Genomic DNA, 23,299 nt, shown 5'->3' with positions numbered 1-23,299 from the left:
TTTTATCCTTTTAAACGAAATCGCCCACGGCTATAACGAGTTTTCATTAAGGCGAGAATTTGCTCTTTATCGCTACTGACTTTCTGATTACTTTGCTTTGCAACCACCAAGGAATGTTGAATCGAATGGGCGTGAGTAATCGCAATCGCAAGGGCATCGGCGGCATCGGCTTGCGGTTTGGACGAAAGTTGAAGCATACGAGTGACCATATCTTGTACTTGGATTTTATCTGCTGAGCCAATGCCGGTGACGGTTTGTTTGACTAAACGGGCGGCATATTCAAACACAGGTAAATCGTGATTTACCGCTGCGACAATCGCTGTACCGCGAGCTTGTCCGAGTTTGAGTGCGGAATCGGCATTTTTCGCCATAAACACTTGTTCAATCGCAAACATATCAGGTTGGAATTGGGTGATGATTTCGGTCACGCCTGCATAGATGCGTTTTAAGCGAGTCGGTAGATCATCGACGGAAGTGCGAATTGCACCGCTTCCTAAATATTCTAAATGGCGTCCGGTTTGACGAATCACACCATAACCGGTAACCCGTGAACCGGGGTCAATTCCTAAAATAATCGGCATAGTTTGTCCAATGAATGAAAACAAGCGGGCAGATTTGCAAAAATTTTTACAAATCCGCCCGCTTATCTAAAACGAATCAATCTGTTATTTATTTAACTTTGCAGTTGCAGTTTGATTAACTTCGCAGTTTTTTGCAAGGATTTCATCCGCATTTTTACCTTTTTTGAATAACATTCCCGCTTCGGTTTTATTAAAGGTTGAAAGTGAGAAGGTTTCATCTAGGTTCCATACGTGCGTTTTTGAAGCGAATGACGCAAAGTCTTTATTTTTCTCATCACGCATTAACTCTTTTACCGCCACATCATTCACGGTTAAAGTTAAGCCGGTTGCTTTCTCGCCTTCAAAATCATAGGTGGCAACCACGGTTTTATTGTTTTGGCATTGATAAACCACGGTTTTAGAAGAGGCGGTTAATTTATTTTTTACGGTATTTACGGTGTTTGAAACACCGTTAGATACGGCGGTCGCACCTTCTTTTACGGCATTGGTTGTCGCTGAGGCGGCATTTGATACGTTTGAAGCAACATCATTAGCGGTTGAACAAGCTGCTAGTAGTGCGGCAAAAGATAATGCGGATATAAATTTAATTCCTTTCATTTTTTATTCCTTACAATTAAAAAATAAATACACACGTTTTACAACGCCTTCATTAGAAAATTAAAAATGGGTATTAGTTCAATGATTTACTAAAAAAATAAGCCAACCGGTAAGGTTGGCTTTAGCGTAAGGAATTAGAGAAGTGCAGCGACTTCGTCACTGATTTCACCGTTGTGATAGACGTTTTGTACGTCGTCACAATCTTCCAGGCGGTTAATTAAGTCAAGTAATTTCGGTGCGGTTTCCGCATCTAATTCAACGGTAGTTGATGGGATCATTGTCACTTCCGCTTCTTGGATTTTAAAGCCCGCCGCTTCAATACCGTCGCGTACGCTACCTAAATCTTCCCAAGCGGTATAGATTTCGAATGAACCGTCTTCTTGCGGTTGAATATCGTCCGCACCCGCTTCGATTGCCGCTTCGGTTAAAGCGTCTTCATCGGCTGATTCGATTAAGATTAACCCTTTTTTGCTGAATAAGTAACCGACAGAACCTTCAGTACCTAAGTTACCGCCACATTTAGTGAAGCTTGGGCGAACTTGTGAAATGGTACGGTTTGCGTTATCGCTTAAACATTCAACCATTACCGCTGTGCCGCCCGGACCGTAACCTTCATAGATTTTGGTTTCCATATTGGTGTCATCGCCACCGCCTACACCACGTTCAATTGCACGATTGATCGTATCACGTGTCATATTGTTTGATAATGCTTTATCTACTGCAGAACGTAAACGAGGGTTTGCCGAAACGTCACCGCCGCCGATTTTTGCCGCAGTAACCAATTCACGAATTAATTTAGTAAAAATTTTACCGCGTTGTGCATCTTGTGCCGCTTTACGGTGTTTAATGTTAGCCCACTTACTATGACCTGCCATTCTGTTGTTTCCTTTATATTTGATTTGTGAAAATTTGCCCTCGCCCCTTGTGGGAGAGGGAAAGATTGAAGCCTCGTTTAGAGGCGGAAATCAGGGAGAGGGGATGCGGTTAGTTTTTGTAAGACATTTACGAATTTAGACCGCTAGTTTTCCCCCTCTCTCTGTCTGCTCGCTATACGCTTCACAGACAGTCTCTCTCCCACAAGAGGAGAGAGTGGTTATTTCTTTAAATATTTTGCAATTGCCGCTGCATTATTCGGGGATTTCGTTAGCAGTATCGCTTCCTCAACGCTTACCCATTTAAATGCTAAATGTTCGCTTAACACAGGTTGTCGTTCTTGCGTTAAGGCAAGTAAAAACCAATGTTCCGAACAATGTGTCACATCGGGTGCATATTTATACCGAAAATGCGGAAAAATCTCAAATTCTACCGATTCGTTGCAATCTGTTAGCGTAAGTTTTTCCGCTAAAATATCGATACCGATTTCTTCTTTCACTTCGCGAATCGCCGTTTCAAACAGCTGTTCGTTCGGCTCAAGCGAACCGGTCACCGATTGCCAAAATTCGGGATCGTCTTGGCGTTGCAGCATTAAGACGTTGCCCGAATTCTGCGCATAAATCACAACTAAAACGGAGTGAGGATTTTTGTATTTCATTTACAAAAAATAAGCGATTTTTGACCGCTTGTCTTATTCCGCTTTCTCTTTTTTTACGACTGCAATACCCAACTCTTCCAATGCCTGCGGGTTTGCAAAACTTGGTGCTTCGGTCATTAGACACGCCGCTGCGGTAGTTTTCGGGAATGCAATCACATCACGGATATTTTCCGTACCGGTGATAAGCATAGTTAAACGGTCTAAACCGAATGCAAGACCTGCGTGCGGCGGTGTTCCGAATTTTAATGCGTCTAATAAGAAGCCGAATTTTTCTTGTTGATCTTGTTCGTTAATACCGAGGATACCGAATACGGTTTGTTGCATTTTCGGATCGTAAATACGTACCGAACCGCCGCCCACTTCGTAGCCATTGATAACCATATCGTAAGCATTTGCAACCGCATTCACCGGGTTTGCCGCTAATTCTTCCGGCGTTAAACCTTTCGGAGAAGTGAACGGATGGTGCATTGCTGAAAGGTTGCCTTCGCTGTCTGTTTCAAACATCGGGAAATCAATTACCCAAAGCGGTTTCCAAGCGGTTAAATTGGTTAGCTCTAAATCACGACCAACTTTTAAACGTAAAGCGCCCATTGCATCGGTAACTACTTGCCATTTATCCGCACCGAAGAATAGGATGTCGCCGCTAGTTGCTTTGGTACGCTCGATTAACGCTTTGAAAACCTCTTCGTTTAAGAATTTTGCTACCGGGCTTTGGATGCCTTCCATGCCGGCATTTACATCATTGATTTTCGCCCACGCTAAGCCTTTTGCACCATAGATACCGACAAATTGGGTATATTCGTCAATTTGTTTACGGGTAAGCGTTGCACCGTTCGGCACACGAAGCACGGTTACACGACCGTCTGCTGAATTTGCCGGCTCGTTAAATACTTTAAATTCAACGTCTTTTAAAATGTCCGCCACGTCCACTAATTCTAACGGGTTACGTAAATCCGGCTTGTCCGAACCGAAACGTTGCATCGCTTCTTGCCACGTCATGATTGGAAATTTGCCTAAATCTACGTTTAAGCGATCCAACCATAAGCCGTGAATCATATTTTCCATTAATTCACGCACTTCTTCAGCGGTTAAGAATGAGGTTTCCACATCGATTTGGGTAAATTCCGGCTGACGATCGGCACGTAAATCTTCATCACGGAAACATTTTACGATTTGGTAATAACGGTCAAAACCTGACATCATTAACAACTGTTTGAAAAGCTGCGGTGATTGCGGTAAAGCATAGAATTTACCGTTGTGTACACGGCTTGGTACTAAATAGTCACGCGCACCTTCCGGTGTTGCTTTGGTTAGCATTGGTGTTTCGATATCAAGGAAGCCGTTGTCGTCCATATAACGACGTACGAAGCTGGTGATTTTCGCACGTGTTTTGAGTTTTTCCGCCATTTCCGGACGGCGTAAGTCAAGATAGCGATATTTTAAACGTTGCTCTTCCGTGTTGTTTTGGTTGAAATCCAGCGGTAAAACTTCCGAGTTGTTATACACAACTACATTTTTTACTAACACTTCGATTTCACCGGTCGCCATCTCTTTGTTGATTTGTGATTCATCTCGTGCAATCACCTCACCTTGAATTTGCACACACGCCTCTGAACGTAGGCTTGAAGCGATTTTGAAAATCGCTTCATCTTTCTCGTCAAAGAAAACTTGCACGATACCTTCACGGTCACGAATTTGCATAAAAATAAAACGACCGAGGTTACGCACACGGTGTACCCAACCGCTTAATGTTACGGTTTGACCAACGTGCGAACGGTTTAAAACACCACAATAATGAGAACGCATCATAAAAATATCCTTAAGATTTAAAAATAGGTTTTCCGCTGTATGAAATGCGGAGACAAAATCTTTGAAATTATAGCGGAAAATTGGCAGGAATTGGAGATAAAAACAAATAAGCGGTCGATTTTGTAACAAAATTTACTAAAAAATGACCGCTTATTTATTAATTGGTAAAGTTATTTGGCAACAGTTGCTTCAATTAATTTTTCAGCTTTCGCTAAACTGTTTTCTACCGCTGAATACGGCGTATTTGAATGAGCGACAACTTGTTCCGCTTTGTGTAACATGACTTCTACTTTGCCTTTGGTCGGTTCGGTAACTAATACTTTTAACGGTAATTGTAACGCAAGTGTTGGATCTTTTACCATTAACGGCGTACCGGCTTTTGGCGTACCGTAAACAATCACGGTTGCCGGTTGCATTTCAAGGCCGGCGGCTTTCGCAGCGGCTTGGTGATCTATCTTGGTAAAAATTGTCATACCTTTATCTTTAAAACCGGTTTCTAATGTTTCAACGGTTTGCTGAAAGTCGAATTTACTTTCAAAAATCGTCGGTTTTAAATTGGTTTCGGCATTCGCTAAACCGCTCGCTAATAAAGAGACAAGTGCAAATATTTTTAGCTTCATTCTTTTCATCCTCAATAAAAACAGATGACGGTTAGACTGTTAATCGTTTGTATTCTTACAATAAGGTTTCTTTAAGCTAATTTGCTTTTATCGTCAATGTTAAGCCAATTGCGTAGCATTTGTTCACCGTGTTCGGTAATAAAGGATTCAGGGTGGAATTGCACGCCGTAAATCGGCAAATGTTGGTGTTTAAATGCCATTAAGACATCTTGATCGCAAACCGCCGTGGCAATAAGCGGTGTGTTTTCCAACGATTTTTGCGAGATTGCCCACGAATGATATAAACCGATATTAAAACGCTCGGGTAAACCGTCAAAAATCGGGTTGTCGCTTATTTGGATTAAAGGACGTTGCTGCCCGTGTCTGACTTCATTCAAATTGTGTAGTTCGCCGCCAAAAAATTCACACAGCGTCTGATGACCTAAACACACACCTAAAATCGATTTGGTTTGATGAAAACGTTTCAACATTTCGAAGGTTTGCGGATAAGCTCTTGGTACATCCGGGCCGGGTGAAATCAAAATGTGGCTAAAGTTTTCTACCTCATCAAGCACTAATTGTTCTACTAAAACCACTTTCATCGGCACGCCTATTTTACGTAGCAGATCAACCAAATTAAAAGTAAACGAATCGTGGTTATCGATAATTAATAAATTAGTGGCTTTCTTCATTGTTTGCTGCATTGCTATCTTCAATCTTTTCTGCAATTAATATGAGTTTATTGGTATCAAAATCATTGGTAAGCATCTCAACCGCCGGCATCGTTTGGCTAGCTTTGGCGGAAAGTTGCTGGAAGCGTTCCACCTTGCCGACTAAGCCTTGGCGTCCGACTAATGAGGTTACCGTCTGATTATATTGGTTATTGACTGTATTCAGCGTATTGCCCAATTTCGCCAAACGGTCGGCAACGCTACAAACTTGATTATAAATTTCGCCTGCTTTTTCACTGATTTCACGTGCTTCGGCATTGCCTCGCTCAATTCGCCATAAATTTGCAACGGTACGCAAAATCGGCATTAAGGTGGTATATGAAACCAAAATGACATTACGTTCATAACCGTAATTAAACAGCTGCGGATCGTGTTTCATCGCTTCAATATAAGCCGGTTCAATCGGTACAAACATCAAGACGAAATCCGGACTTTTCATCCCTTGCAAACTGCTGTAATTCTTTTTCGATAAGCCGTCGATATGTGTGCGGAGTGATTTGCAATGCTCATCTAACGCTTGGGTAATTGCAAAATTTTCTTCGGATCTGACCGCTTGATCATAAGCCAATAATGAAACTTTACTATCAATAATTAAGTGTTTTTGATCGGGTAAATGTACCACAAAGTCAGGCGCAAAGCGTTTGCCCTCCTGATCTCGAAAACTTTCTTGAGCCACATAGTGCTCGCCGGCTAATAGTCCAGCTGCCTGTAGTGCCGATTCAAGTTGTACTTCACCCCAATTACCGGCGATTTTATTGTTACCTTTTAAGGCATTAGTTAGGTTTTGGGCTTCTTCCGACATCGACACACCGATTTGTAGCACCCTTTTCAGTTCGGCTTCTAAACTTGCCGTGCCTTTCAGCGACTCGCTGTGTACTTCATTTACCCGTTTTTGGAAACCTTCGATTTGTTCTTTAAACGGTTTTAACAGGGCATCTAACGAAGATTGATTGCTCGCGGTAAAACTTTTGGTTTTTTCTTCCAAAATTTGCTGTGCCAAATGTTGAAATTCAACATTAAGTTGTTGTTTTACCTCGATAAAGTTACGTTGTTGTGCTTCAAAATTCGCTTGTTTTTCTGAAAGTGAGGTTCGCAATTCGGTTAATTCATTTTGCGTCTGGCTAAGCTGGGCGACAAGCGATTGGCTTTCACGTTCTTTATGCGAAAGCGCATTTTGATTAAATTGTAATTGTTCTTCTAAACTTTCCGACTTGGCTTGGAATGCACCGATACGTTCTTTTAGCTCATTAATATAGCGTTCCAATTGTTGTTCTTGCTGTTGCGCCTCTTCAATTTTGCTGTGTAAGCGATTAATCTGTGCTTCTTTTTCGTTAATTCGTTCAATACTCGCTTGGGCTTGAGTTTTATATTGAATTGCCCATTGTTCGATCTGATTTTTTTCAATGGCAAGTTGCTCAAATTTTTGATTAATTTGGCTGAGATCGGCTTGTGCTTTGGTCAAATCTTGTGAAAGCTCAAACGCATCACGTTGATAGCGTGATTGCAGAAAAAACAGAAAAACGGCGATAACCAATAGTACGGCAATCGCTACATAAAACCATATTTCATCAATAATCATAAAGGTAAACCTGAATCTAATAGAAAAATATACAGTATTATAGCAATCCGGCGAAAAATGAAAAGTGAAAGAACGTTGCTAAATTGGCAGAAATTCCCCTAGAATAACGGCAATATTCGTCACATTTTGAGTTTATGCAACATTTTATCCAAACCGCCAATCAACTCGGGCAACAGAAAAGCCCGTTTTTCTTTTTAATTGATTTTGAACAGCAAAAACCGATTATTTGCCCGCTGGAAAAAGCGGCAGCAAGCGGTCTTTTTTTCGATTTTTTTTGCAAATCGAATGTTCAGCCGCAAAACGTTCGCAAACCATTTGAATTTCAAATCAATCCCATCTCGTTTGAAACTTATCGGCAAGGTTTTGAACTTGTACAACGAGAAATCCAAGCCGGAAACAGTTATTTATTGAATTTAACTTATCCGACTGAAATTCAAACCAATTACAGTTTAGATGAACTGTTTTTCGCCAGTTCGGCAAAATATAAATTGTGGCTGAAAGAGCAGTTTGTTTGTTTTTCGCCGGAAACTTTTGTGCGGATTCAACAAAATAAAATCTACTCTTATCCGATGAAAGGCACGATTAATGCGAATGAGCCGAATGCGGCGGAAAAGCTGATGCAATCGGATAAAGAATTTACCGAACACAATACGATTGTAGATTTGATTCGTAATGATTTGGCATTAGTTTCACAAAATATTCAGGTGACGAAATATCGCTATTTAGAGAAAGTGAATACCTATCATGGTGCGATTTATCAAACCAGTTCTGAAATTTGCGGCGAGCTAAACGAAAATTGGCAAGCGAGTGTGGGTTCACTATTAGCCAAGCTCTTGCCGGCGGGTTCAATTAGCGGTGCGCCGAAAGAGAAAACCGTAGAAATTATTCAACAAGTGGAAATCGGACAGCGAGGTTATTACACCGGTATTTTCGGTTATTTTGACGGTGAGAATTTAGAGAGTGCGGTGGCAATTCGCTTCATTGAACAGAATAATCAGCGACTGCTTTTCCGTAGCGGTGGCGGCATTACCGCAAAAAGCGTACTGAACGATGAATATAATGAACTATTGGAGAAAGTTTATGTACCGATTTCCATTGTTTGAAACGATTGCAATTATTGATGGTGAACCGCAAAATTTAGCTTATCATCAGCAACGCTTTGAAAGTGCGATTAAACTATATTTTAATGCGCAACCACAGTGGCAATTAGCAGAGGTGATTTGTGTGCCGGACGAATTTCAGCAGGGCAGTGTGCGCTGCCGCATTGATTACAATGCGAGCGAGTTTGAGCAGCAATTTTTTCTTTATACACCACGTAAGATCAACTCTTTCCAATGTGTGTACGTTGAGGGTTTGGATTACCGCTTTAAATATAGCGATCGCAAGCGGTTGGATTCGCTTAAAACTTTGCAAGCCGATGAAGTGATTATTATCAATAACGGCAAGGTGAGCGATTGTACGATTGGAAATTTACTTTTTAACAGAAAAGGGCGGTGGTTCAGCTCGCAAGATTATTTATTAAAGGGTACGCAGCTAACCAAGCTGGTTGAAACCGGTATTGTCGAATTGGTTCAAATTACACCGCAAGATTTGACCCAGTACGAACAAATTATGATGGTGAATGCGCTTAATCCTTTTGATTTACAAAGAGCTTTACCTATTTCAGCGATCAATTTTGCTAGATAGATCGAAAAACAGTAAAAAAATGCTTGAAACTGTATAAGTAAACACTATAATAATACACAGTTAATTGACGACAAGCGGTCGTTTTTTCAGAACAGTTTGCAAAGGACAAAACTATGGCAGCAGATAACAAAAAAGCGCAAAAAGGCACAGTAACAAAACAAATCGATCCGGAACAAAAAGAAAAAGCATTAGCTGCTGCTCTTGCCCAAATTGAAAAACAATTTGGTAAAGGTTCTATTATGCGCTTAGGCGATACGCAAGCACTGGATATTGAAGCGGTTTCAACCGGCTCAATCGGTTTAGATGCCGCATTAGGTATCGGCGGTTTACCGATGGGACGTATCGTTGAGATCTATGGCCCGGAATCTTCAGGTAAAACAACACTGACTTTATCGGTCATTGCGCAAGCACAAAAATCAGGTAAAACTTGTGCATTTATTGATGCGGAACACGCACTTGATCCGGTTTATGCACGCAAATTAGGCGTGGATACCGATGCATTATTAATTTCTCAGCCGGATAACGGTGAGCAAGCGCTTGAGATTTGTGATGCGTTGGTTCGTTCCGGTGCGGTTGATGTAATTATTGTGGACTCGGTTGCCGCATTAACGCCGAAAGCGGAAATTGAAGGCGATATGGGCGATTCTCATATGGGCTTGCAAGCACGTTTAATGTCACAGGCGTTACGTAAGCTAACCGCAAATATTAAAGCGACTAACTGTTTAGTGGTGTTTATCAACCAAATTCGTATGAAAATCGGTGTGATGTTCGGTAATCCGGAAACAACTACCGGCGGTAACGCACTTAAATTCTACGCTTCGGTTCGTTTAGACATTCGCCGTTCAGGTGTGGTAAAAGACGGTGATGAAGTGGTCGGTAGCGAAACCAAAGTGAAAATTGTGAAAAATAAAGTTGCACCGCCGTTCCGTGAAGTCCAATTCGACATTATGTATGGTGAAGGTATTGCTCGAATGAATGAGTTATTAATTCTTGCCGAAGCAAACGGTTTTATCCAAAAAGCAGGTGCATGGTTCTCATATGAAGGCACGAAAATCGGTCAAGGTAAAAACAATGCAATTAAATGGTTAAAAGAAAATCCGGAGATTGCAGAGAAAATTGAACGAGATATTCGTGAGCAACTTATTTCAACACCGGAAAAAACATCGGCAGGCGAACAAAATATGCTAGATGCCGATGATGTGAATGACTTTGAAGACGAAGCGTTTAACGAAGAAGAACTATAGTAAAAAATGCGGTTTCTGCGAAGGTAGAAACCGCATTTGTTTTTTATATTGAATGATTTTAAGTATGGCTAACTACACGGCAATAAATTATCTGTTATATTTACTCTCTAAGCGAGATTATAGTGAACAAGATTTACGACGAAAATTAGTTCAAAAAGAATATAGCCAAGAAGAAATAGAGCAGGCTATCGAACGAGCGCAAAGCAATAATTGGCAAAGTGATGAGCGTTATTGCGCTAGTTTTATTCGTTACCGTTCACAGCAAGGAATCGGGCCCCGCCGTTTAAAACAAGAATTGAAACTCAAAGGGATTAAAGATTGGCTGATAAACCAAGAATTGGAGAATGCCGAGATTGATTGGTTTATACTTGCCGAGCAAGTTTTTGAGAAAAAACGACCGCTGGTATGGGATATTAAAGCCAAACAAAAAATGTGGCGTTTTATGCTTAGCCGAGGCTTTTATAATGATCACTTTAGCCATCTAATGGACATAGATTACAATGATGCAGAATATGAATAATATTACTTTTTTTAGCCGTTTCGAGGCAGATATTTTAGCTGGTAAGAAAACTATTACCATTCGAGATAAATCCGAAGCTTATTTCCAACCTCAGCAAGAACTAAAGGTTTTTACTAATGAAACTCATCGTTTTTTTGCTGACATTCGAGTAATTTCCGTTACGCCTATTCATTTTGAGCAATTAAATGAGCAGCACGCTAAACAAGAAAATATGTCGTTAGCAGAGCTGAAGGAAGTCATCAGAGATATTTATCCGAATGATAATGACTTTTTTGTGATTGAGTTTGAATTAATTGAATGAGTCTTTTTAAATCAACGAAACAAGTAGAACTTTGTCCTGAGTGTGGTTCTGCATTACAAATTAAACGAGGGAAACAAGGCTTATTTTTAGGTTGTAGTAGTTATCCGCAATGTGACTACATAAAACCTCTATATCAGACTAACCGCGTAATTAAAGATTTAACGGAAATTTGTCCTGAATGTGGACACTTTTTGCAGTTAAAACAGGGTAATTTTGGGATTTTTATTGGCTGTAGTCATTATCCGGAGTGTCATTTTACCGTACATGATGAGGCGGAAGAACAAGAAGAATTTGATTGTCCGGAGTGCAAAACGCATAAATTAGTGGCGCGAAAGGGGCTTTCGGGTAAAACGTTTTATGGTTGTAGCGGATTTCCTCACTGTAAGTTTACGTTGGCATCTAAACCTATAGCAAAAACTTGTCCTCAATGCCAATGTTCAATCGTGACGCTTAAGAAGCTACGTGGAAAATCGATGTATCTATGTGCGAATAAGTCATGCCAATACCTATTTAGTGAAGAAAATGAATAACTTAGAAAATATTGTTGAACAATTAAAACGGAATCGTGTGGTTGCTTATCCTACCGAAGCGGTTTTCGGTTTAGGTTGTAATCCTAATAATGAGTCAGCCGTGCGAGCTTTATTAAAATTAAAAAAACGTCCGGAAGAAAAAGGGCTTATTCTGATAGCTCCAACCAAAGAGCTATTACTTCCTTATATTGATGAGAACAAATTAACCGCAGCGCATTGGCAAATTTTTGAAACGCCTTCGGAACGAGCGATTACTTGGGTAATGCCGGCTAAAAAGGATGTTCCTCAATATTTAACCGGACAATTTGATACGATTGCTGTACGTTTATGCCGTATTCCTGCAGTTATTGATATTTGTGAACGTACCGGATTTGCTCTAACTTCAACCAGTTGCAATTTAACCGGACAAGAACCGTGCCGAACGGCAGACGAAGTAAAATTGCAATTCGGTGCGGATTTTCCTGTATTGGAAGCGGAGACTGCTGGCAAAACCAATCCTTCTGAAATTCGAGATATTTTTACACAACATATTTTTAGACAAGGATAAATAAACATGAATCAGTATGCAGTATGGGGAAATCCGATTGCGCAAAGTAAGTCACCTCGTATTCATCAACTTTTTGGCGAGCAAACCGGTAAGTCTATTAGTTATGTTGCTAAGTTAGGGAATGACCTGAATTTTGAGAACGAGCTTATGCAGTTTTTTGCTGATGGGGCAAAAGGGGCAAATATTACCGCACCGTTTAAAGAACGCGCGTTCTCACTTGCGGATGAATATAGTGAGAGTTGTTTGTTAGCGGAAGCCTGTAATACATTAAAACGTTTAGATGACGGGCGGTTATATGCGGATAATACTGATGGTTTTGGACTTTGTTCTGATTTAGAACGTCTAGGTTGGCTGAAACCTCATCAGCGGGTACTTATTTTAGGCGCAGGCGGAGCGACCAAGGGGGTACTTTTTCCGCTGCTAAAAGCGAAACAGCAGATTACTATCTATAATCGAACCTTAGAGAAAGCGGTTCGTTTAGCAGAAAAATTTGCAAAATACGGCAAAATTCAAACCGCTTCATTAGCGCAAATCGCAGAGCAAGAATTTGATTTGATTATTAATGCGACATCTTTAGGTTTACAAGGTAAGTATGTGCCTGTTGCCGCTCATCTTTTAAAATCGGCAGCAGTTTATGACATGCAATATGCGCCGGATATGCGGACACCGTTTTTAAATTATGCTCTTGAATGTGGCGCACGACGTTATCAAGACGGCTTAGGAATGTTAGTCGGGCAGGCTGGTTTTGCATTTAAACTTTGGGAAGATGAATTTCCTGACATTGAGAAAGTGCTTAAACAATTAAAAAGTGAAATGGAAAATGCAAAATAAGATTTCGTAACTTATTATAAAATAAGCGAAAATTAGTTATTTTTATGACAAAATGAGCAATGTATAGCCAAATGATCAAATTTCTTACTTTTTTTAAAAAAAGTGTTTGACGAGGCAAAAGAAAATCAGCATAATACACCCCGTAAACCGATATGGTGAACGCAAAATTAAATGGCTACATAGCTCAGCTGGTTAGAGCACAACACTCATAATGTTGGGGTCGCAAGTTCGAATCTCGCTGTAGCCACCATTTGCGGGAATGGCGAAATTGGTAGACGCACCAGATTTAGGTTCTGGCGCCGCGAGGTGTGTGGGTTCAAGTCCCTCTTCCCGCACCATTTATCGATTTATAAAAATTAGTGTTGGGGTATCGCCAAGCGGTAAGGCACCGGGTTTTGATCTCGGCATCCCTAGGTTCGAATCCTAGTACCCCAGCCATCTAATTATTTCCTAAATAAGCTAACGTTATGTTAGTTTTTTTCTTTTGGGGTATCGCCAAGCGGTAAGGCACCGGGTTTTGATCTCGGCATCCCTAGGTTCGAATCCTAGTACCCCAGCCATCTAATATCTTATCCAGCCTCATACTTATACATTTTTTGATTTATACTTAATAATCCTTATTATTTTCTTTAGCTTTAGACTAAAATTAATTAAAATTAAAAGCTATTCCATAAGGAGAAAGTGAATGTTAAATCCTAAGAATTTTGAGTCGTTAGCTCAGCAACTCCATAACGCATTGCCTCAACCTCTAAAAAATGTCGGCAATGATCTCGAAGAAAAGTTTAAACAAATCCTCCAAGCCCAATTATCTAAACTTGATATTGTCACCCGTGAAGAATTTGATGTGCAGTCTCAAGTGTTGCTTCGTACGCGTGAAAAGCTCAATGAATTAGAAAAACGATTGAATGAGCTTGAAGAACGTCAATCTCAAGAATAATTTATTTTTAATTTTATCAAGCAAAAGGATAACCCAAATGCAAAATATTAATCCAACCCAAACCGTAGCTTGGTCTGCTTTAGAGCAACATAAAGCGGATAACTTAAATATTCCTCAGTTATTTGCCGAAGATGTAAATCGTTTTGATAAGTATCACTTAAACTTTGAACAGCAAATTCTTGTCGATTTTTCTAAAAATGCGATTAATCAAAAGACATTAGAGCTATTGCGTCAGTTAGCGAATGAATGCGGTTTAGCTTCTGCAACCGAAGCAATGTTCTCCGGTCAAAAAATCAATCGCACGGAGAATCGTGCGGTATTGCATACCGCATTACGTAATCGTTCTAATACGCCTGTACTTGTTGATGGCAAAGATGTGATGCCGGAAGTAAATGCGGTATTAGCTAAAATGAAAGATTTCTGTGAACGAATTATTTCCGGAAGTTGGAAAGGTTATACCGGTAAAGCGATCACCGATGTGATCAATATCGGTATCGGCGGTTCGGATTTAGGCCCTTATATGGTAACCGAAGCGTTACGTCCGTATAAAAATCACTTAAATATGCATTTCGTCTCGAATGTAGACGGTACACATATTGCGGAAGTGCTGAAAAAAGTAAATCCTGAAACAACATTAGTATTAGTCGCATCAAAAACTTTTACTACCCAAGAAACGATGACCAATGCTTTAACTGCACGTGAGTGGTTATTAGCGGCGGCAAAAGACGAATCGGCGGTGGCAAAACATTTTGCGGCATTATCAACTAATGCGAAAGAAGTGGCAAAATTCGGGATTGATACGGCGAATATGTTCGAATTTTGGGACTGGGTAGGCGGTCGTTATTCTTTATGGTCTGCAATCGGTCTTTCTATTGCATTGTCATTAGGCTTTGAGAACTTTGAAGCATTGCTTTCGGGGGCTCATGCAATGGATAAACATTTCCGTACTGCGCCGATTGAGCAAAATATCCCGACAACATTGGCGTTAATCGGTATCTGGAATAGTAATTTCCTTGGTGCGGAAACCGAAGCATTATTACCTTACGATCAATATTTACATCGCTTTGCAGCATATTTCCAACAAGGCAATATGGAATCAAACGGTAAATTTGTCGGCCGTGACGGTAGTCCGGTAACACATCAAACCGGTCCGATTGTATGGGGTGAGCCGGGTACTAACGGTCAGCACGCTTTTTATCAATTAATTCACCAAGGTACGAAACTGATTCCTTGTGATTTTATCGCTCCGGCACAAACACATAATCCGGTCGGAGATCACCATGCAAAACTATTATCTAACTTCTTTGCACAAACGGAAGCACTTGCTTTCGGTAAATCGAAAGAAACCGTTGAAGCGGAATTTGTAGCGGCAGGTAAGGATTTAGCGGATGTTGCGGAAATTGTGCCGTTTAAAGTATTTACCGGTAATAAACCGACAAACTCAATTTTAGTGCAAAAAATTACACCGTTCACTTTAGGTGCGCTGATCGCAATGTATGAACATAAGATCTTCGTCCAAGGGGTAATTTTCAATATCTACAGCTTCGACCAATGGGGAGTAGAGTTAGGTAAACAATTAGCAAACCGTATTTTACCTGAGTTACAAAATGCGGAACAAATTACCAGCCACGATAGTTCAACAAACGGTTTAATCAACCAATTCAAAGCATGGCGTTAGTTTATCTATCGGCATAAATTGCAGATAAGAATAGCGGTCATTTTTACAATTTATTGTGTAAAGATGACCGCTATTTATTTTGTTACTCTACTTTTAATTTTTTGCCGACAGTAATATTGTTATTTTTAATATTATTAAGTTTGCTTAATTTTTCTGGTGTTGTTTTATATGTTCTCGCAATAGAATAAAGCGTTTCATCTTGCTGAACGATATGGTAACCGTTCGTTGATTTTTTCGGCTCCGAGCGTTTAGCTGAAGATTCTTCTTTTGAGCCTTTATCTTTTTGGGTTTGTGCTTTATTTTGCTTTTCTTCCCCATCCGACTTTTTATCTTTTATTGAGCTTTTTATTTTCTCGTTACGTTTTTCTTCTTTGTTATTAGCCGAATTTAAAGATTGTTTCGTTGCAGTTTTGTCAGATTTATCATCTTTTTTAACCGATTTATCCTCTTTTCCACTCGACTGTTTTGAAAATTGTTCTTTCTTTGTCTCATTAGCCACTACTTTAACCGAACCGTTTGTATAGCGGGCACGGTAAGCAACTAAACCGTTATAAATCGCACGTGCAATTTTACGACGATAAGCCGGATTAGCCAGCTGTTGCTCTTCCGTTGCGTTCGATAAAAATCCCGTTTCGACTAATACGGAGGTAATATCAGGTGAACGTAATACGCTTAAACTCGCATGCTGGGGAGAACTTTTTGCTAAGGCTGTTATGCTACCCATACGAGACAGGATACTTTTTCCCAATTCATAACCTGAACGTTGAGAATGAGAAAATTGTAAATCCAGCACGGTTTGGTTGAGGTAACGTTCATTATTATTAGATAACACTGAACCTGCACCGCCTAATAACTCGGATTGCTTTTCATGATCCTCAAGCCATTTACCCATTTCATCACTAGCTCGGCGATTAGAAAGTACCCAAACGGAAGCGCCTTTCTGATTAGCTGAGTTAGGTGATGAATCCGCATGTATGGAGATTAGATAGTTTGCCTTATTTTTTCTAGCAATCTCCGTACGATCCGGCAACTGAATAAAATAGTCGCTCTTACGTGTCATGACGGCTTTAAAGTTAGGATCCGAATCAAGTAACGCTTTTAATTCTTTAGAAATACCGAGCGTGACTTCTTTTTCTTTAATTCCTAAGGTTTTGCCGATCGCACCGGGATCTTTACCACCGTGTCCGGCATCAATTACAACAACAACTTTTGCGTAACCGGTTAGGCTAATCATTAAGCCAAATAAACTAACTGCAATATAATTTATTAACTTGTTCATTTTTTTCCTTTTAGTTAAGCGGTCTGATTATTCAGAAATTTTGCAATAATTTGATTACCCGTTTCATTTTGCGCCAGTAGGGTGAGATTACGTCCTGTCTCGGCGTAATCAATTTGGACTAAGATGTCTGCCGGTGGAATAAGCCCTTTTCCTTTAGTTGCCCATTCGAGTAAACAAAGCGTCTGAGGGCGGAAATAATCTCGAATTCCCATAAATTCCAATTCTTCTGGGTCTGCTAAACGGTAGAGATCAAAATGGTACACGGAAAAAGGTATTAATTGATATTCTTCCACTAACGTATAAGTCGGGCTTTTTACATTTCCTTGATGACCAAATGCACGCACAATACTACGAGTTAAGGTCGTTTTTCCGGCACCAAGTTTACCATTTAAATAAATAACGCAACTATGATGAAGATCTTGTTCAAGATATATTTTGATAGCATGAGCAAATCGTTGTCCGAATTGCAACATTTGGTTTTCATCGGGAAAATAAAAAGTAGCTGAATTAGACATTTGGGTTGTTATTTCTCTAAATTAATAAAATGGGTACGATAAAATTTTAATTCTTCGATTGATTCTCGAATATCATCTAAAGCCAGATGGGTGTTTTTCTTCTTAAAAGCGTTAAGCATATCGGGCTTCCAGCGACGAGCAAGCTCTTTTAGCGTACTTACGTCTAAGTGACGATAATGGAAATAATCGGCAAGATCCGGCATATATTTATAAAGAAAACGTTTGTCTTGAGGTACGCTATTGCCGCAAATCGGCGAAGCACCTTTCGGCACCCACCGTTTTAAAAAGTCGATAGTTTGCAATTCAACGGCTCGTTCGGTGAGCTTGCTTTGTTTTACACGCTCGATTAGACCGTTTTCCGTATGTGTTTTGATACACCAATCACTCATTTTATTGAGTAATTCATCCGGTTGATGCACGGTTAATACGGGGCCTTCGGCTAAAATATTTAAATCCTTATCCGTCACAATCGTTGCGACTTCGATAATACGTTCTTTTTCGGGATCAAGTCCGGTCATTTCCAAATCGATCCAGATGAGATTTTGATCGTCTAATTTACTCATATTTATTCCTTTTCTTTTAATGCGCGAAGTACGACATTCGGTACAAATTGTGCAACATCACCTTGATGGCGATAGATTTCTCGTACCATTGTTGAAGATAAATAACGCCATGTTACGGACGGCGGTAAAAAAACGGTTTCTAATTGCCCGGATAATTTATCGTTAAGTTGAGCAAGCTGAATTTCGTATTCAATATCATCACTACCGCGGATCCCTCTGACTAACGCTTTTGCTTGATGTTGTTTGGCAAAATCCGCAAGTAATCCGCTAAATCCGACCGCTTGCACATTGGGTAAATGTGTACAACTTTGTTGAACTAGGGCGGTTCGTTCTTCAAGTGAGAATAACGGTTGTTTACTTGGATTTTTTGCAATGGCGACAATTACCGTACCGAATAGTTTGGCGGCGCGCTCAATAATATCTAAATGTCCGTTGGTAATGGGATCAAAAGTCCCTGCATAGATAACGGTATAACTCATTTTATTTCTCTAAATAAGGGGCGAGAAGTGCCATATGTCGTTTGAGGGCACCTTGATTCTCTTGTAATACGTCAAATCCGGCTTGACTGATTTTTTTACATACTTCCGCATTGCTGAGTAAAAAGTGTACGGCTTGGGCGATGTCTTGCACATCGGATTTCACTTCTACAACACCTTTCACATAGCGCAGTTTTGCAAAAATTTCAGGAAAATTAAATGTATGTACACCGGAAATGACCGGAAGTTCAAAAGCAATAGGTTCTAACGGGTTATGTCCGCCGTGTTTGACTAAACTTCCGCCAACAAAGGCGATTTTAGCCAGTCCGTATAATTGCATCATTTCTCCCATCGTATCACCGAGCAGAACCTGCGTATTCGGCTTTAATGGGCGTTTATCGGTACGTTTAATATAATTAAGGTTAGATTTTACTAATAATTCTTCTACCACACCGAATCGTTCCGGATGGCGCGGAACTAAAATCAGGAGCAAATCCGGCCATTGTGAGAGAAGCTGTTTATGTGCATCCAAGAGCAGTTTTTCTTCTCCCTCATGGGTACTACCGGCAATCCAAACAGGGCGTTCGGCTAATGCCAATTCTTGCTTGGTACTATTTACTTTATTACGTAGCGTATCAGTAATTTCCAAGTCAAATTTCAAGTTGCCGGTATTGACTAATTTTTCAGGATGAAAACCTAATACTAAATAACGTTCGGCGCTGACTGCATCTTGCGCCATTATGAGTGAAATTTTATTTAGCATATGCTCTACACTGAATTTAATCCAACCGTATCGTTTGGCGGATCGAGGAGAAAGTCGAGCGTTAGCAATAATAAAAGCAATACCTTTTTTATGCACTTGATGGATAAGATTCGGCCATAATTCGGTTTCGATTACGAGAATAAGCTTTGGGTTTACAAAGTTTAGAAAACGTAAAACGGCATCGGGTAAATCATAAGGCAAGTAAAAGTGCGACACACTATTACCGAAAGCGGCTCTAACTCGTGCGGAACCCGTAGGGGTCACGGTGGTTACCGTAATCGGTAATTTAGGGTAATGCGTTTGGATTGCCCGAATTAACGGTGTTGCCGCAATGACTTCTCCCACTGATGCGGCATGTACGATAATTCCGTTCGCTTCAGGCTTAGCTAATTCATGATAATAACCGTAACGTTCAAATAAACGGCGACGATAAGCCGGTTGCTTATAACCGCGTTTCCACATCATCAGTAAGATAAACGGTTGAATAATGTAACTGAGCAGAGTATAGAAAATACGTAACATTATTGAGTTCCTACAAGCGGTTGAGTTTTTGCGGTTTTTTGTAATCCTAAGAAAATAAGAGTAGTGACAAAATAAAACATCACACCGGAATTATGCGATAGAAACGCTTGAGTTAAAAAGTAGCCCATCATCAATAAAATATGTGTGATACCGAGTACGCCCCATAAATGAGCTAGAGAATCGGGGGGCGATTGTCGTAAGTTTCGCCAAAATAAACTCAAAGGTACAAATAAGATCGCAAGTAAGGCGATTAATCCGAATACTCCTCTGGTTGTTGTATCGTGTAAATATTGATTATGAGCATGACCAAAGCTAGAAGCGAATTTAGAAATTTTACCTTCTTCAAAATGCTGTTTACGCATTTCCTTAACGCCTTCCAATCCTCGACCGAATAACGGTTTCTCCTGAATACCAAGTAGCGAGCTTTTCCACATATCAAAACGAGCGCCGACGGAAGTACTGGTATTTGAACGATCTACATAAGCGGAAATATCACTTTTCGCTTCGAGATAACGCTGATGAATCGTCTCTCTGACAAAAAAGCCGCCGGCCAGCGTGATGAAAAGTACACTAGTTACTACCCATTTGGACAAATTTTTGCGATTTAAAAAGAAAATGGCTATGAGTGCAACCGGAACTCCGATCCAAGCACCGCGTGCGGTTGTCAGAAAACTGGCAATCATTGCAAGTAATCCAGCAATTAAACAAATGCTCATCAAGAGACGTTGCTTTTGCGTATGAAAATAAAATAATGCGCAAAATGAGAACATTGCTAAAGACATCGCCATATCTCCGGCTTGGATATGCATTGTTTTTGGAAAAGGTTTATCAAGATCAAAACCGAAAACTTGCACGATGCTGACTATTCCCGCCACAATGCCGGCGATTAAAATAGCGTAAAGGATCCATAATTGTTGAATTTGTTTTTTATAAAGCACGGCTAAGATGGGTAAAACCAGTACGGCTCGGCTCGGCAGATCAAGTTCGCTAAACTTACCTTTATGTACGGCGAATGAAATAACGCAGAGAATAAAGTAAAAGAAAAACGAGGCAATCAGCCATTTATCCGCTTTATCTAAACGGAAAGCACGAGATTTAATATGGGGTATGATTAACGCAATGCCTGAAATAGCCAATAGAATCGGAATAAGGCTGTAACTGGTTTTTAAAGGAAGAGCCAAAATAAAAAACAGACCGATTAAGATTGAATAAAGTTGGTCATTATGAGATTTAATTCGCGCTAACATAGCAAGTTCCACATAAGAAAAAATTAACAGGTTATTATACTTAAAAATTGTAGAAGAGAGGAAAGAAAAGGCGGTTTAGTTATATAAATTTTTAACAAATATAAAAAAACCCCTCGTTCCAGAGGGGCAAAACTTATTATGGAGTCATACTTCTTTGAGTACTGCGCAAAATTATATGGATCTTATACTTAAATTCAATAACAAATTTGCAACATTTTTCATACATTATCTATTTTGTGAAGAAGATCACGCTTTATGCGGATTACGGGTATTGGTATCGCTTAAATTGCGCATTAATAATGCATAATCCAAATCAATATCCGCCGGTACGTCTAAAAAGACAAAATGTCCGTCACCAAGGCCTGCTTCCACTTGCTCATTTTTGCGGTTTAGCATACGTTCGATTTTAAATACGATGTTACCTTTCGGCGTCATCATTTCTACCGAATCGCCCACCAAGAATTTATTTTTAACCGCCACTTCCGCCATACCTTCTGCATTGCGTTTGCCGGTGAATTCACCGACAAATTGTTGGCGGTCCGAAATTGAGTAGCCGTATTCGTAGTTTTGGTATTCATCGTGAGTATGACGACGTAAGAAACCCTCGGTATAACCACGATGTGCAAGTGACTCTAAGGTATCCATTAGTGATTCATCAAACGGTTTACCTGCCGCTGCATCGTCAATTGCTTTACGGTAAACTTGAGCGGTACGTGCGCAGTAGTAGAACGACTTAGTACGTCCTTCAATTTTAAGTGAATGAACGCCCATTTGGGTTAATCTTTCTACGTGTTGTACTGCACGTAAGTCTTTGGAGTTCATAAAGTAAGTACCGTGCTCATCTTCAAATGCGGTCATTTGTTCGTCCGGACGGTTTGGCTCGGTGTATAAGAATACTTTATCGGTATGTGAACCTTCGCCTAATGTCGGTGCGATATTTTTCACTTCGATTTCCGGCTCGTAACGTTGAACGGCGGATTGCGGCACGATATTACCGACTTCATCGGTTGTGCCTTCTTCCATTTTGTATTCCCAACGGCAAGCGTTGGTACAAGTACCTTGATTCGGATCACGTTTATTGATATAACCGGACAATAGACAACGACCTGAATATGCCATACAAAGTGCGCCGTGTACGAAGATTTCAAGCTCGATATCCGGCACTTGCTGGCGAATTTCTTCGATTTCTTCCAATGATAATTCACGTGAAAGAATGACACGGGTAAGCCCCATTTGCTTCCAGAATTTTACCGTCGCCCAGTTTACCGCATTCGCCTGTACCGATAGGTGAATATCAATCTCCGGGAAGTTTTCACGCACTAACATAATTAAACCGGGATCGGACATAATCAATGCATCCGGTTTCATATCCACCACGACTTTTAGATCTTTGATAAAGGTTTTAAGTTTTGAGTTGTGCGGTGCAATATTTACCACCACATAGAATTTTTTGCCTAAGCTATGCGCTTCATCAATCGCGATTTGTAAATTGGCGTGGTTAAATTCATTGTTACGTACGCGTAAGCTATAACGCGGTTGGCCTGCATAAACGGCATCTGCACCATAAGCAAAAGCGTAACGCATATTTTTTAAGGTGCCGGCGGGCGAAAGTAATTCGGGTTTCGGGTATTTTAATTCGGACATAGGTTTATTCTCTTCTGATAACAAGTCAGTACGCTCTACAGGTAGAGCGTGTAAAGTTGTCTATTTTCTAGCAAATATTGCTTTCTAGCAAGATATAGATAGATTAGAATACGATTTTTTAATCTATCACTTAACATGTGGGAAAAATGATGAATAAATTTAAACAAACGTTAGCGGTGGCGATGCTTGCATTTTCATCGGCTGCATTAGCAAACGGCGTGATGATGGAAATGTTCCAAATGAACAAGTATATGAGTGCCTTTACTCGAGCTCAAACGGCTACGGAGTTTCAAGAATCGGCAAAACAATTCTTAGTACAAGCGGAAAAAGCTAAAAATACGATGCCGGCAAGTTTAGGCGGTGATCAAGAACGATTCAAAGGCTATCAAGCAGGTATGCAAGAAGTGATTGACGAAGTGAAGAAAGCGGAAGAACTGGCTAAACAAGATAAATTGGAAGAAGCCAAAATGGCGGTATCACGTTTAAACGGACTTAAGAAAAAATACCATTTAGAGTATAAATAACGATTGAAGAGGCGATTGAGTAATCGCCTCTTTGTTTATGATGTGTGAATTGTAAAAATTTATCA

26 protein-coding genes and 4 tRNA genes are annotated in these 23,299 nt (G+C 40.2%); 15 read left to right on the top strand and 15 right to left on the bottom strand.

The annotated features are described in order from the left end of the window. Positions 1-2: 2 nt before the first annotated feature. The 8 genes from ruvC to rmuC all read right to left on the bottom strand — a co-directional run bounded on the left by ruvC (position 3) and on the right by rmuC (position 7,427). Complete coding sequence (gene ruvC, locus NYR63_RS06010) at positions 3-581, bottom strand: crossover junction endodeoxyribonuclease RuvC (RefSeq protein WP_014991005.1); 579 nt, start codon at positions 579-581, stop codon at positions 3-5. Positions 582-665: 84 nt separating this feature from the next. After that, a complete protein-coding gene (locus NYR63_RS06005; protein ID WP_279456722.1) occupies positions 666-1,178 on the bottom strand; it encodes a hypothetical protein in 513 nt (170 codons plus the stop codon). 134 nt (positions 1,179-1,312) lie between these two features. Next, the gene (locus tag NYR63_RS06000) at positions 1,313-2,053 is read right to left on the bottom strand and encodes a YebC/PmpR family DNA-binding transcriptional regulator (RefSeq protein ID WP_279456720.1); all 741 of its coding nucleotides are present in this window, start codon (positions 2,051-2,053) and stop codon (positions 1,313-1,315) included. A 218-nt stretch (positions 2,054-2,271) separates the two neighbouring features. After that, a complete protein-coding gene (gene nudB, locus NYR63_RS05995) occupies positions 2,272-2,709 on the bottom strand; it encodes a dihydroneopterin triphosphate diphosphatase (RefSeq protein WP_279456718.1) in 438 nt (145 codons plus the stop codon). A gap of 33 nt (positions 2,710-2,742) precedes the next feature. Beyond that, the gene (gene aspS / locus NYR63_RS05990) at positions 2,743-4,518 is read right to left on the bottom strand and encodes an aspartate--tRNA ligase (RefSeq protein WP_279456716.1); all 1,776 of its coding nucleotides are present in this window, start codon (positions 4,516-4,518) and stop codon (positions 2,743-2,745) included. A gap of 170 nt (positions 4,519-4,688) precedes the next feature. Beyond that, positions 4,689-5,138, bottom strand: coding sequence for a DUF302 domain-containing protein (locus tag NYR63_RS05985; protein WP_279456713.1), 450 nt, complete (start codon positions 5,136-5,138; stop codon positions 4,689-4,691). A 71-nt stretch (positions 5,139-5,209) separates the two neighbouring features. Continuing rightward, entirely contained in the window at positions 5,210-5,821 is a 612-nt protein-coding gene (locus tag NYR63_RS05980) for an anthranilate synthase component II (RefSeq protein ID WP_279456712.1), read from the bottom strand. After that, on the bottom strand, positions 5,793-7,427 hold the full coding sequence (gene rmuC, locus NYR63_RS05975) for a DNA recombination protein RmuC (protein ID WP_279456709.1): 1,635 nt from the start codon (positions 7,425-7,427) through the stop codon (positions 5,793-5,795). The genes NYR63_RS05980 and rmuC overlap by 29 nt, the downstream gene beginning before the upstream one ends. A 134-nt stretch (positions 7,428-7,561) precedes the next feature. On the opposite strand from rmuC, the gene NYR63_RS05970 reads away from it, so the two are divergent. From NYR63_RS05970 to pgi, 14 genes are all read left to right on the top strand, one after another. After that, positions 7,562-8,530: an aminodeoxychorismate synthase component I gene (locus NYR63_RS05970; protein WP_279456708.1), complete on the top strand. Its 969-nt coding sequence runs from the start codon at positions 7,562-7,564 to the stop codon at positions 8,528-8,530. Further along, positions 8,508-9,113 (top strand): aminotransferase class IV family protein, encoded by a 606-nt coding sequence (locus NYR63_RS05965; protein WP_279456706.1) that lies wholly within the window; start codon positions 8,508-8,510, stop codon positions 9,111-9,113. The genes NYR63_RS05970 and NYR63_RS05965 overlap by 23 nt, the downstream gene beginning before the upstream one ends. Positions 9,114-9,226: 113 nt before the next feature. Beyond that, positions 9,227-10,357, top strand: coding sequence for a recombinase RecA (gene recA / locus NYR63_RS05960; RefSeq protein ID WP_279456705.1), 1,131 nt, complete (start codon positions 9,227-9,229; stop codon positions 10,355-10,357). A gap of 64 nt (positions 10,358-10,421) precedes the next feature. Continuing rightward, positions 10,422-10,877 carry a recombination regulator RecX gene (gene recX, locus NYR63_RS05955; protein ID WP_279456703.1) on the top strand — a complete coding sequence of 152 codons (456 nt, stop codon included), beginning with the start codon at positions 10,422-10,424 and terminating at the stop codon, positions 10,875-10,877. Then, positions 10,870-11,178 (top strand): N(4)-acetylcytidine aminohydrolase, encoded by a 309-nt coding sequence (gene yqfB / locus NYR63_RS05950; protein ID WP_279456701.1) that lies wholly within the window; start codon positions 10,870-10,872, stop codon positions 11,176-11,178. Before recX ends, yqfB begins: the two co-directional genes overlap by 8 nt. Beyond that, positions 11,175-11,708 carry a DNA topoisomerase family protein gene (locus tag NYR63_RS05945; protein ID WP_279456699.1) on the top strand — a complete coding sequence of 178 codons (534 nt, stop codon included), beginning with the start codon at positions 11,175-11,177 and terminating at the stop codon, positions 11,706-11,708. The genes yqfB and NYR63_RS05945 overlap by 4 nt, the downstream gene beginning before the upstream one ends. Beyond that, positions 11,701-12,255: a Sua5/YciO/YrdC/YwlC family protein gene (locus NYR63_RS05940; RefSeq protein WP_279456698.1), complete on the top strand. Its 555-nt coding sequence runs from the start codon at positions 11,701-11,703 to the stop codon at positions 12,253-12,255. The genes NYR63_RS05945 and NYR63_RS05940 overlap by 8 nt, the downstream gene beginning before the upstream one ends. Positions 12,256-12,261: 6 nt before the next feature. Further along, positions 12,262-13,086 (top strand): shikimate dehydrogenase, encoded by an 825-nt coding sequence (aroE, locus tag NYR63_RS05935; protein ID WP_279456697.1) that lies wholly within the window; start codon positions 12,262-12,264, stop codon positions 13,084-13,086. A 173-nt stretch (positions 13,087-13,259) separates the two neighbouring features. Next, positions 13,260-13,336: transfer RNA gene (locus NYR63_RS05930), tRNA-Met, on the top strand. Positions 13,337-13,339: 3 nt separating this feature from the next. Next, positions 13,340-13,424: transfer RNA gene (locus tag NYR63_RS05925), tRNA-Leu, on the top strand. 25 nt (positions 13,425-13,449) lie between these two features. Further along, positions 13,450-13,524, top strand: a tRNA-Gln gene (locus NYR63_RS05920). Positions 13,525-13,571: 47 nt separating this feature from the next. Continuing rightward, positions 13,572-13,646, top strand: a tRNA-Gln gene (locus NYR63_RS05915). A gap of 125 nt (positions 13,647-13,771) precedes the next feature. After that, entirely contained in the window at positions 13,772-14,023 is a 252-nt protein-coding gene (ubiK, locus tag NYR63_RS05910) for a ubiquinone biosynthesis accessory factor UbiK (protein WP_279456696.1), read from the top strand. 37 nt (positions 14,024-14,060) lie between these two features. Next, the gene (gene pgi / locus NYR63_RS05905; RefSeq protein ID WP_279456695.1) at positions 14,061-15,701 is read left to right on the top strand and encodes a glucose-6-phosphate isomerase; all 1,641 of its coding nucleotides are present in this window, start codon (positions 14,061-14,063) and stop codon (positions 15,699-15,701) included. Between the two features lie 82 nt (positions 15,702-15,783). Here pgi and NYR63_RS05900 read toward each other — a convergent pair whose 3' ends face one another. From NYR63_RS05900 to yegQ, 7 genes are all read right to left on the bottom strand, one after another. Continuing rightward, complete coding sequence (locus NYR63_RS05900) at positions 15,784-16,980, bottom strand: N-acetylmuramoyl-L-alanine amidase family protein (protein WP_279456694.1); 1,197 nt, start codon at positions 16,978-16,980, stop codon at positions 15,784-15,786. Between the two features lie 14 nt (positions 16,981-16,994). Beyond that, positions 16,995-17,495: a tRNA (adenosine(37)-N6)-threonylcarbamoyltransferase complex ATPase subunit type 1 TsaE gene (gene tsaE / locus NYR63_RS05895; RefSeq protein WP_279456693.1), complete on the bottom strand. Its 501-nt coding sequence runs from the start codon at positions 17,493-17,495 to the stop codon at positions 16,995-16,997. 8 nt (positions 17,496-17,503) lie between these two features. Next, complete coding sequence (gene orn / locus NYR63_RS05890) at positions 17,504-18,058, bottom strand: oligoribonuclease (RefSeq protein WP_279456692.1); 555 nt, start codon at positions 18,056-18,058, stop codon at positions 17,504-17,506. Between the two features lie 2 nt (positions 18,059-18,060). Beyond that, on the bottom strand, positions 18,061-18,537 hold the full coding sequence (gene coaD, locus NYR63_RS05885; RefSeq protein ID WP_279456690.1) for a pantetheine-phosphate adenylyltransferase: 477 nt from the start codon (positions 18,535-18,537) through the stop codon (positions 18,061-18,063). A gap of 1 nt (position 18,538) precedes the next feature. Beyond that, positions 18,539-19,819: a lipid IV(A) 3-deoxy-D-manno-octulosonic acid transferase gene (gene waaA / locus NYR63_RS05880; RefSeq protein WP_279456689.1), complete on the bottom strand. Its 1,281-nt coding sequence runs from the start codon at positions 19,817-19,819 to the stop codon at positions 18,539-18,541. After that, entirely contained in the window at positions 19,819-21,066 is a 1,248-nt protein-coding gene (locus NYR63_RS05875; protein ID WP_279456688.1) for an O-antigen ligase family protein, read from the bottom strand. Before NYR63_RS05875 ends, waaA begins: the two co-directional genes overlap by 1 nt. 246 nt (positions 21,067-21,312) lie before the next feature. Continuing rightward, complete coding sequence (gene yegQ, locus NYR63_RS05870; protein ID WP_279456687.1) at positions 21,313-22,710, bottom strand: tRNA 5-hydroxyuridine modification protein YegQ; 1,398 nt, start codon at positions 22,708-22,710, stop codon at positions 21,313-21,315. 149 nt (positions 22,711-22,859) lie between these two features. Here yegQ and NYR63_RS05865 point away from each other — a divergent pair, with 149 nt between their 5' ends. Continuing rightward, positions 22,860-23,234 (top strand): cytochrome b562, encoded by a 375-nt coding sequence (locus tag NYR63_RS05865; protein WP_279456686.1) that lies wholly within the window; start codon positions 22,860-22,862, stop codon positions 23,232-23,234. Positions 23,235-23,299: the final 65 nt, after the last annotated feature.

Source organism: Actinobacillus genomosp. 1 (assembly GCF_029774175.1).
In the GTDB taxonomy this organism is placed as follows: domain Bacteria; phylum Pseudomonadota; class Gammaproteobacteria; order Enterobacterales; family Pasteurellaceae; genus Actinobacillus.
Note: the sequence above shows the minus strand (reverse complement) of the source record. Positions and strands in the feature narration are given on the sequence as shown.

Excerpts from the sequence above, each read along its gene's own strand:
- NYR63_RS05980 (WP_279456712.1), bottom strand. The coding sequence starts at position 5,821 with ATGCAGCAAACAATGAAGAAAGCCACTAATTTATTAATTATCGATAAC.
- aroE (WP_279456697.1), top strand. The coding sequence starts at position 12,262 with ATGAATCAGTATGCAGTATGGGGAAATCCGATTGCGCAAAGTAAGTCA.
- ubiK (WP_279456696.1), top strand. The coding sequence starts at position 13,772 with ATGTTAAATCCTAAGAATTTTGAGTCGTTAGCTCAGCAACTCCATAAC.
- NYR63_RS06005 (WP_279456722.1), bottom strand. The coding sequence starts at position 1,178 with ATGAAAGGAATTAAATTTATATCCGCATTATCTTTTGCCGCACTACTA.
- rmuC (WP_279456709.1), bottom strand. The coding sequence starts at position 7,427 with ATGATTATTGATGAAATATGGTTTTATGTAGCGATTGCCGTACTATTG.
- NYR63_RS05965 (WP_279456706.1), top strand. The coding sequence starts at position 8,508 with ATGTACCGATTTCCATTGTTTGAAACGATTGCAATTATTGATGGTGAA.
- nudB (WP_279456718.1), bottom strand. The coding sequence starts at position 2,709 with ATGAAATACAAAAATCCTCACTCCGTTTTAGTTGTGATTTATGCGCAG.
- recX (WP_279456703.1), top strand. The coding sequence starts at position 10,422 with ATGGCTAACTACACGGCAATAAATTATCTGTTATATTTACTCTCTAAG.
- ruvC (WP_014991005.1), bottom strand. The coding sequence starts at position 581 with ATGCCGATTATTTTAGGAATTGACCCCGGTTCACGGGTTACCGGTTAT.
- recA (WP_279456705.1), top strand. The coding sequence starts at position 9,227 with ATGGCAGCAGATAACAAAAAAGCGCAAAAAGGCACAGTAACAAAACAA.
- NYR63_RS05865 (WP_279456686.1), top strand. The coding sequence starts at position 22,860 with ATGAATAAATTTAAACAAACGTTAGCGGTGGCGATGCTTGCATTTTCA.
- NYR63_RS05970 (WP_279456708.1), top strand. The coding sequence starts at position 7,562 with ATGCAACATTTTATCCAAACCGCCAATCAACTCGGGCAACAGAAAAGC.
- coaD (WP_279456690.1), bottom strand. The coding sequence starts at position 18,537 with ATGAGTTATACCGTTATCTATGCAGGGACTTTTGATCCCATTACCAAC.
- yegQ (WP_279456687.1), bottom strand. The coding sequence starts at position 22,710 with ATGTCCGAATTAAAATACCCGAAACCCGAATTACTTTCGCCCGCCGGC.
- NYR63_RS05875 (WP_279456688.1), bottom strand. The coding sequence starts at position 21,066 with ATGTTAGCGCGAATTAAATCTCATAATGACCAACTTTATTCAATCTTA.
- NYR63_RS05945 (WP_279456699.1), top strand. The coding sequence starts at position 11,175 with ATGAGTCTTTTTAAATCAACGAAACAAGTAGAACTTTGTCCTGAGTGT.
- tsaE (WP_279456693.1), bottom strand. The coding sequence starts at position 17,495 with ATGTCTAATTCAGCTACTTTTTATTTTCCCGATGAAAACCAAATGTTG.
- NYR63_RS05900 (WP_279456694.1), bottom strand. The coding sequence starts at position 16,980 with ATGAACAAGTTAATAAATTATATTGCAGTTAGTTTATTTGGCTTAATG.
- NYR63_RS05985 (WP_279456713.1), bottom strand. The coding sequence starts at position 5,138 with ATGAAGCTAAAAATATTTGCACTTGTCTCTTTATTAGCGAGCGGTTTA.
- NYR63_RS05940 (WP_279456698.1), top strand. The coding sequence starts at position 11,701 with ATGAATAACTTAGAAAATATTGTTGAACAATTAAAACGGAATCGTGTG.
- waaA (WP_279456689.1), bottom strand. The coding sequence starts at position 19,819 with ATGTTACGTATTTTCTATACTCTGCTCAGTTACATTATTCAACCGTTT.
- pgi (WP_279456695.1), top strand. The coding sequence starts at position 14,061 with ATGCAAAATATTAATCCAACCCAAACCGTAGCTTGGTCTGCTTTAGAG.
- orn (WP_279456692.1), bottom strand. The coding sequence starts at position 18,058 with ATGAGTAAATTAGACGATCAAAATCTCATCTGGATCGATTTGGAAATG.
- NYR63_RS06000 (WP_279456720.1), bottom strand. The coding sequence starts at position 2,053 with ATGGCAGGTCATAGTAAGTGGGCTAACATTAAACACCGTAAAGCGGCA.
- yqfB (WP_279456701.1), top strand. The coding sequence starts at position 10,870 with ATGAATAATATTACTTTTTTTAGCCGTTTCGAGGCAGATATTTTAGCT.
- aspS (WP_279456716.1), bottom strand. The coding sequence starts at position 4,518 with ATGATGCGTTCTCATTATTGTGGTGTTTTAAACCGTTCGCACGTTGGT.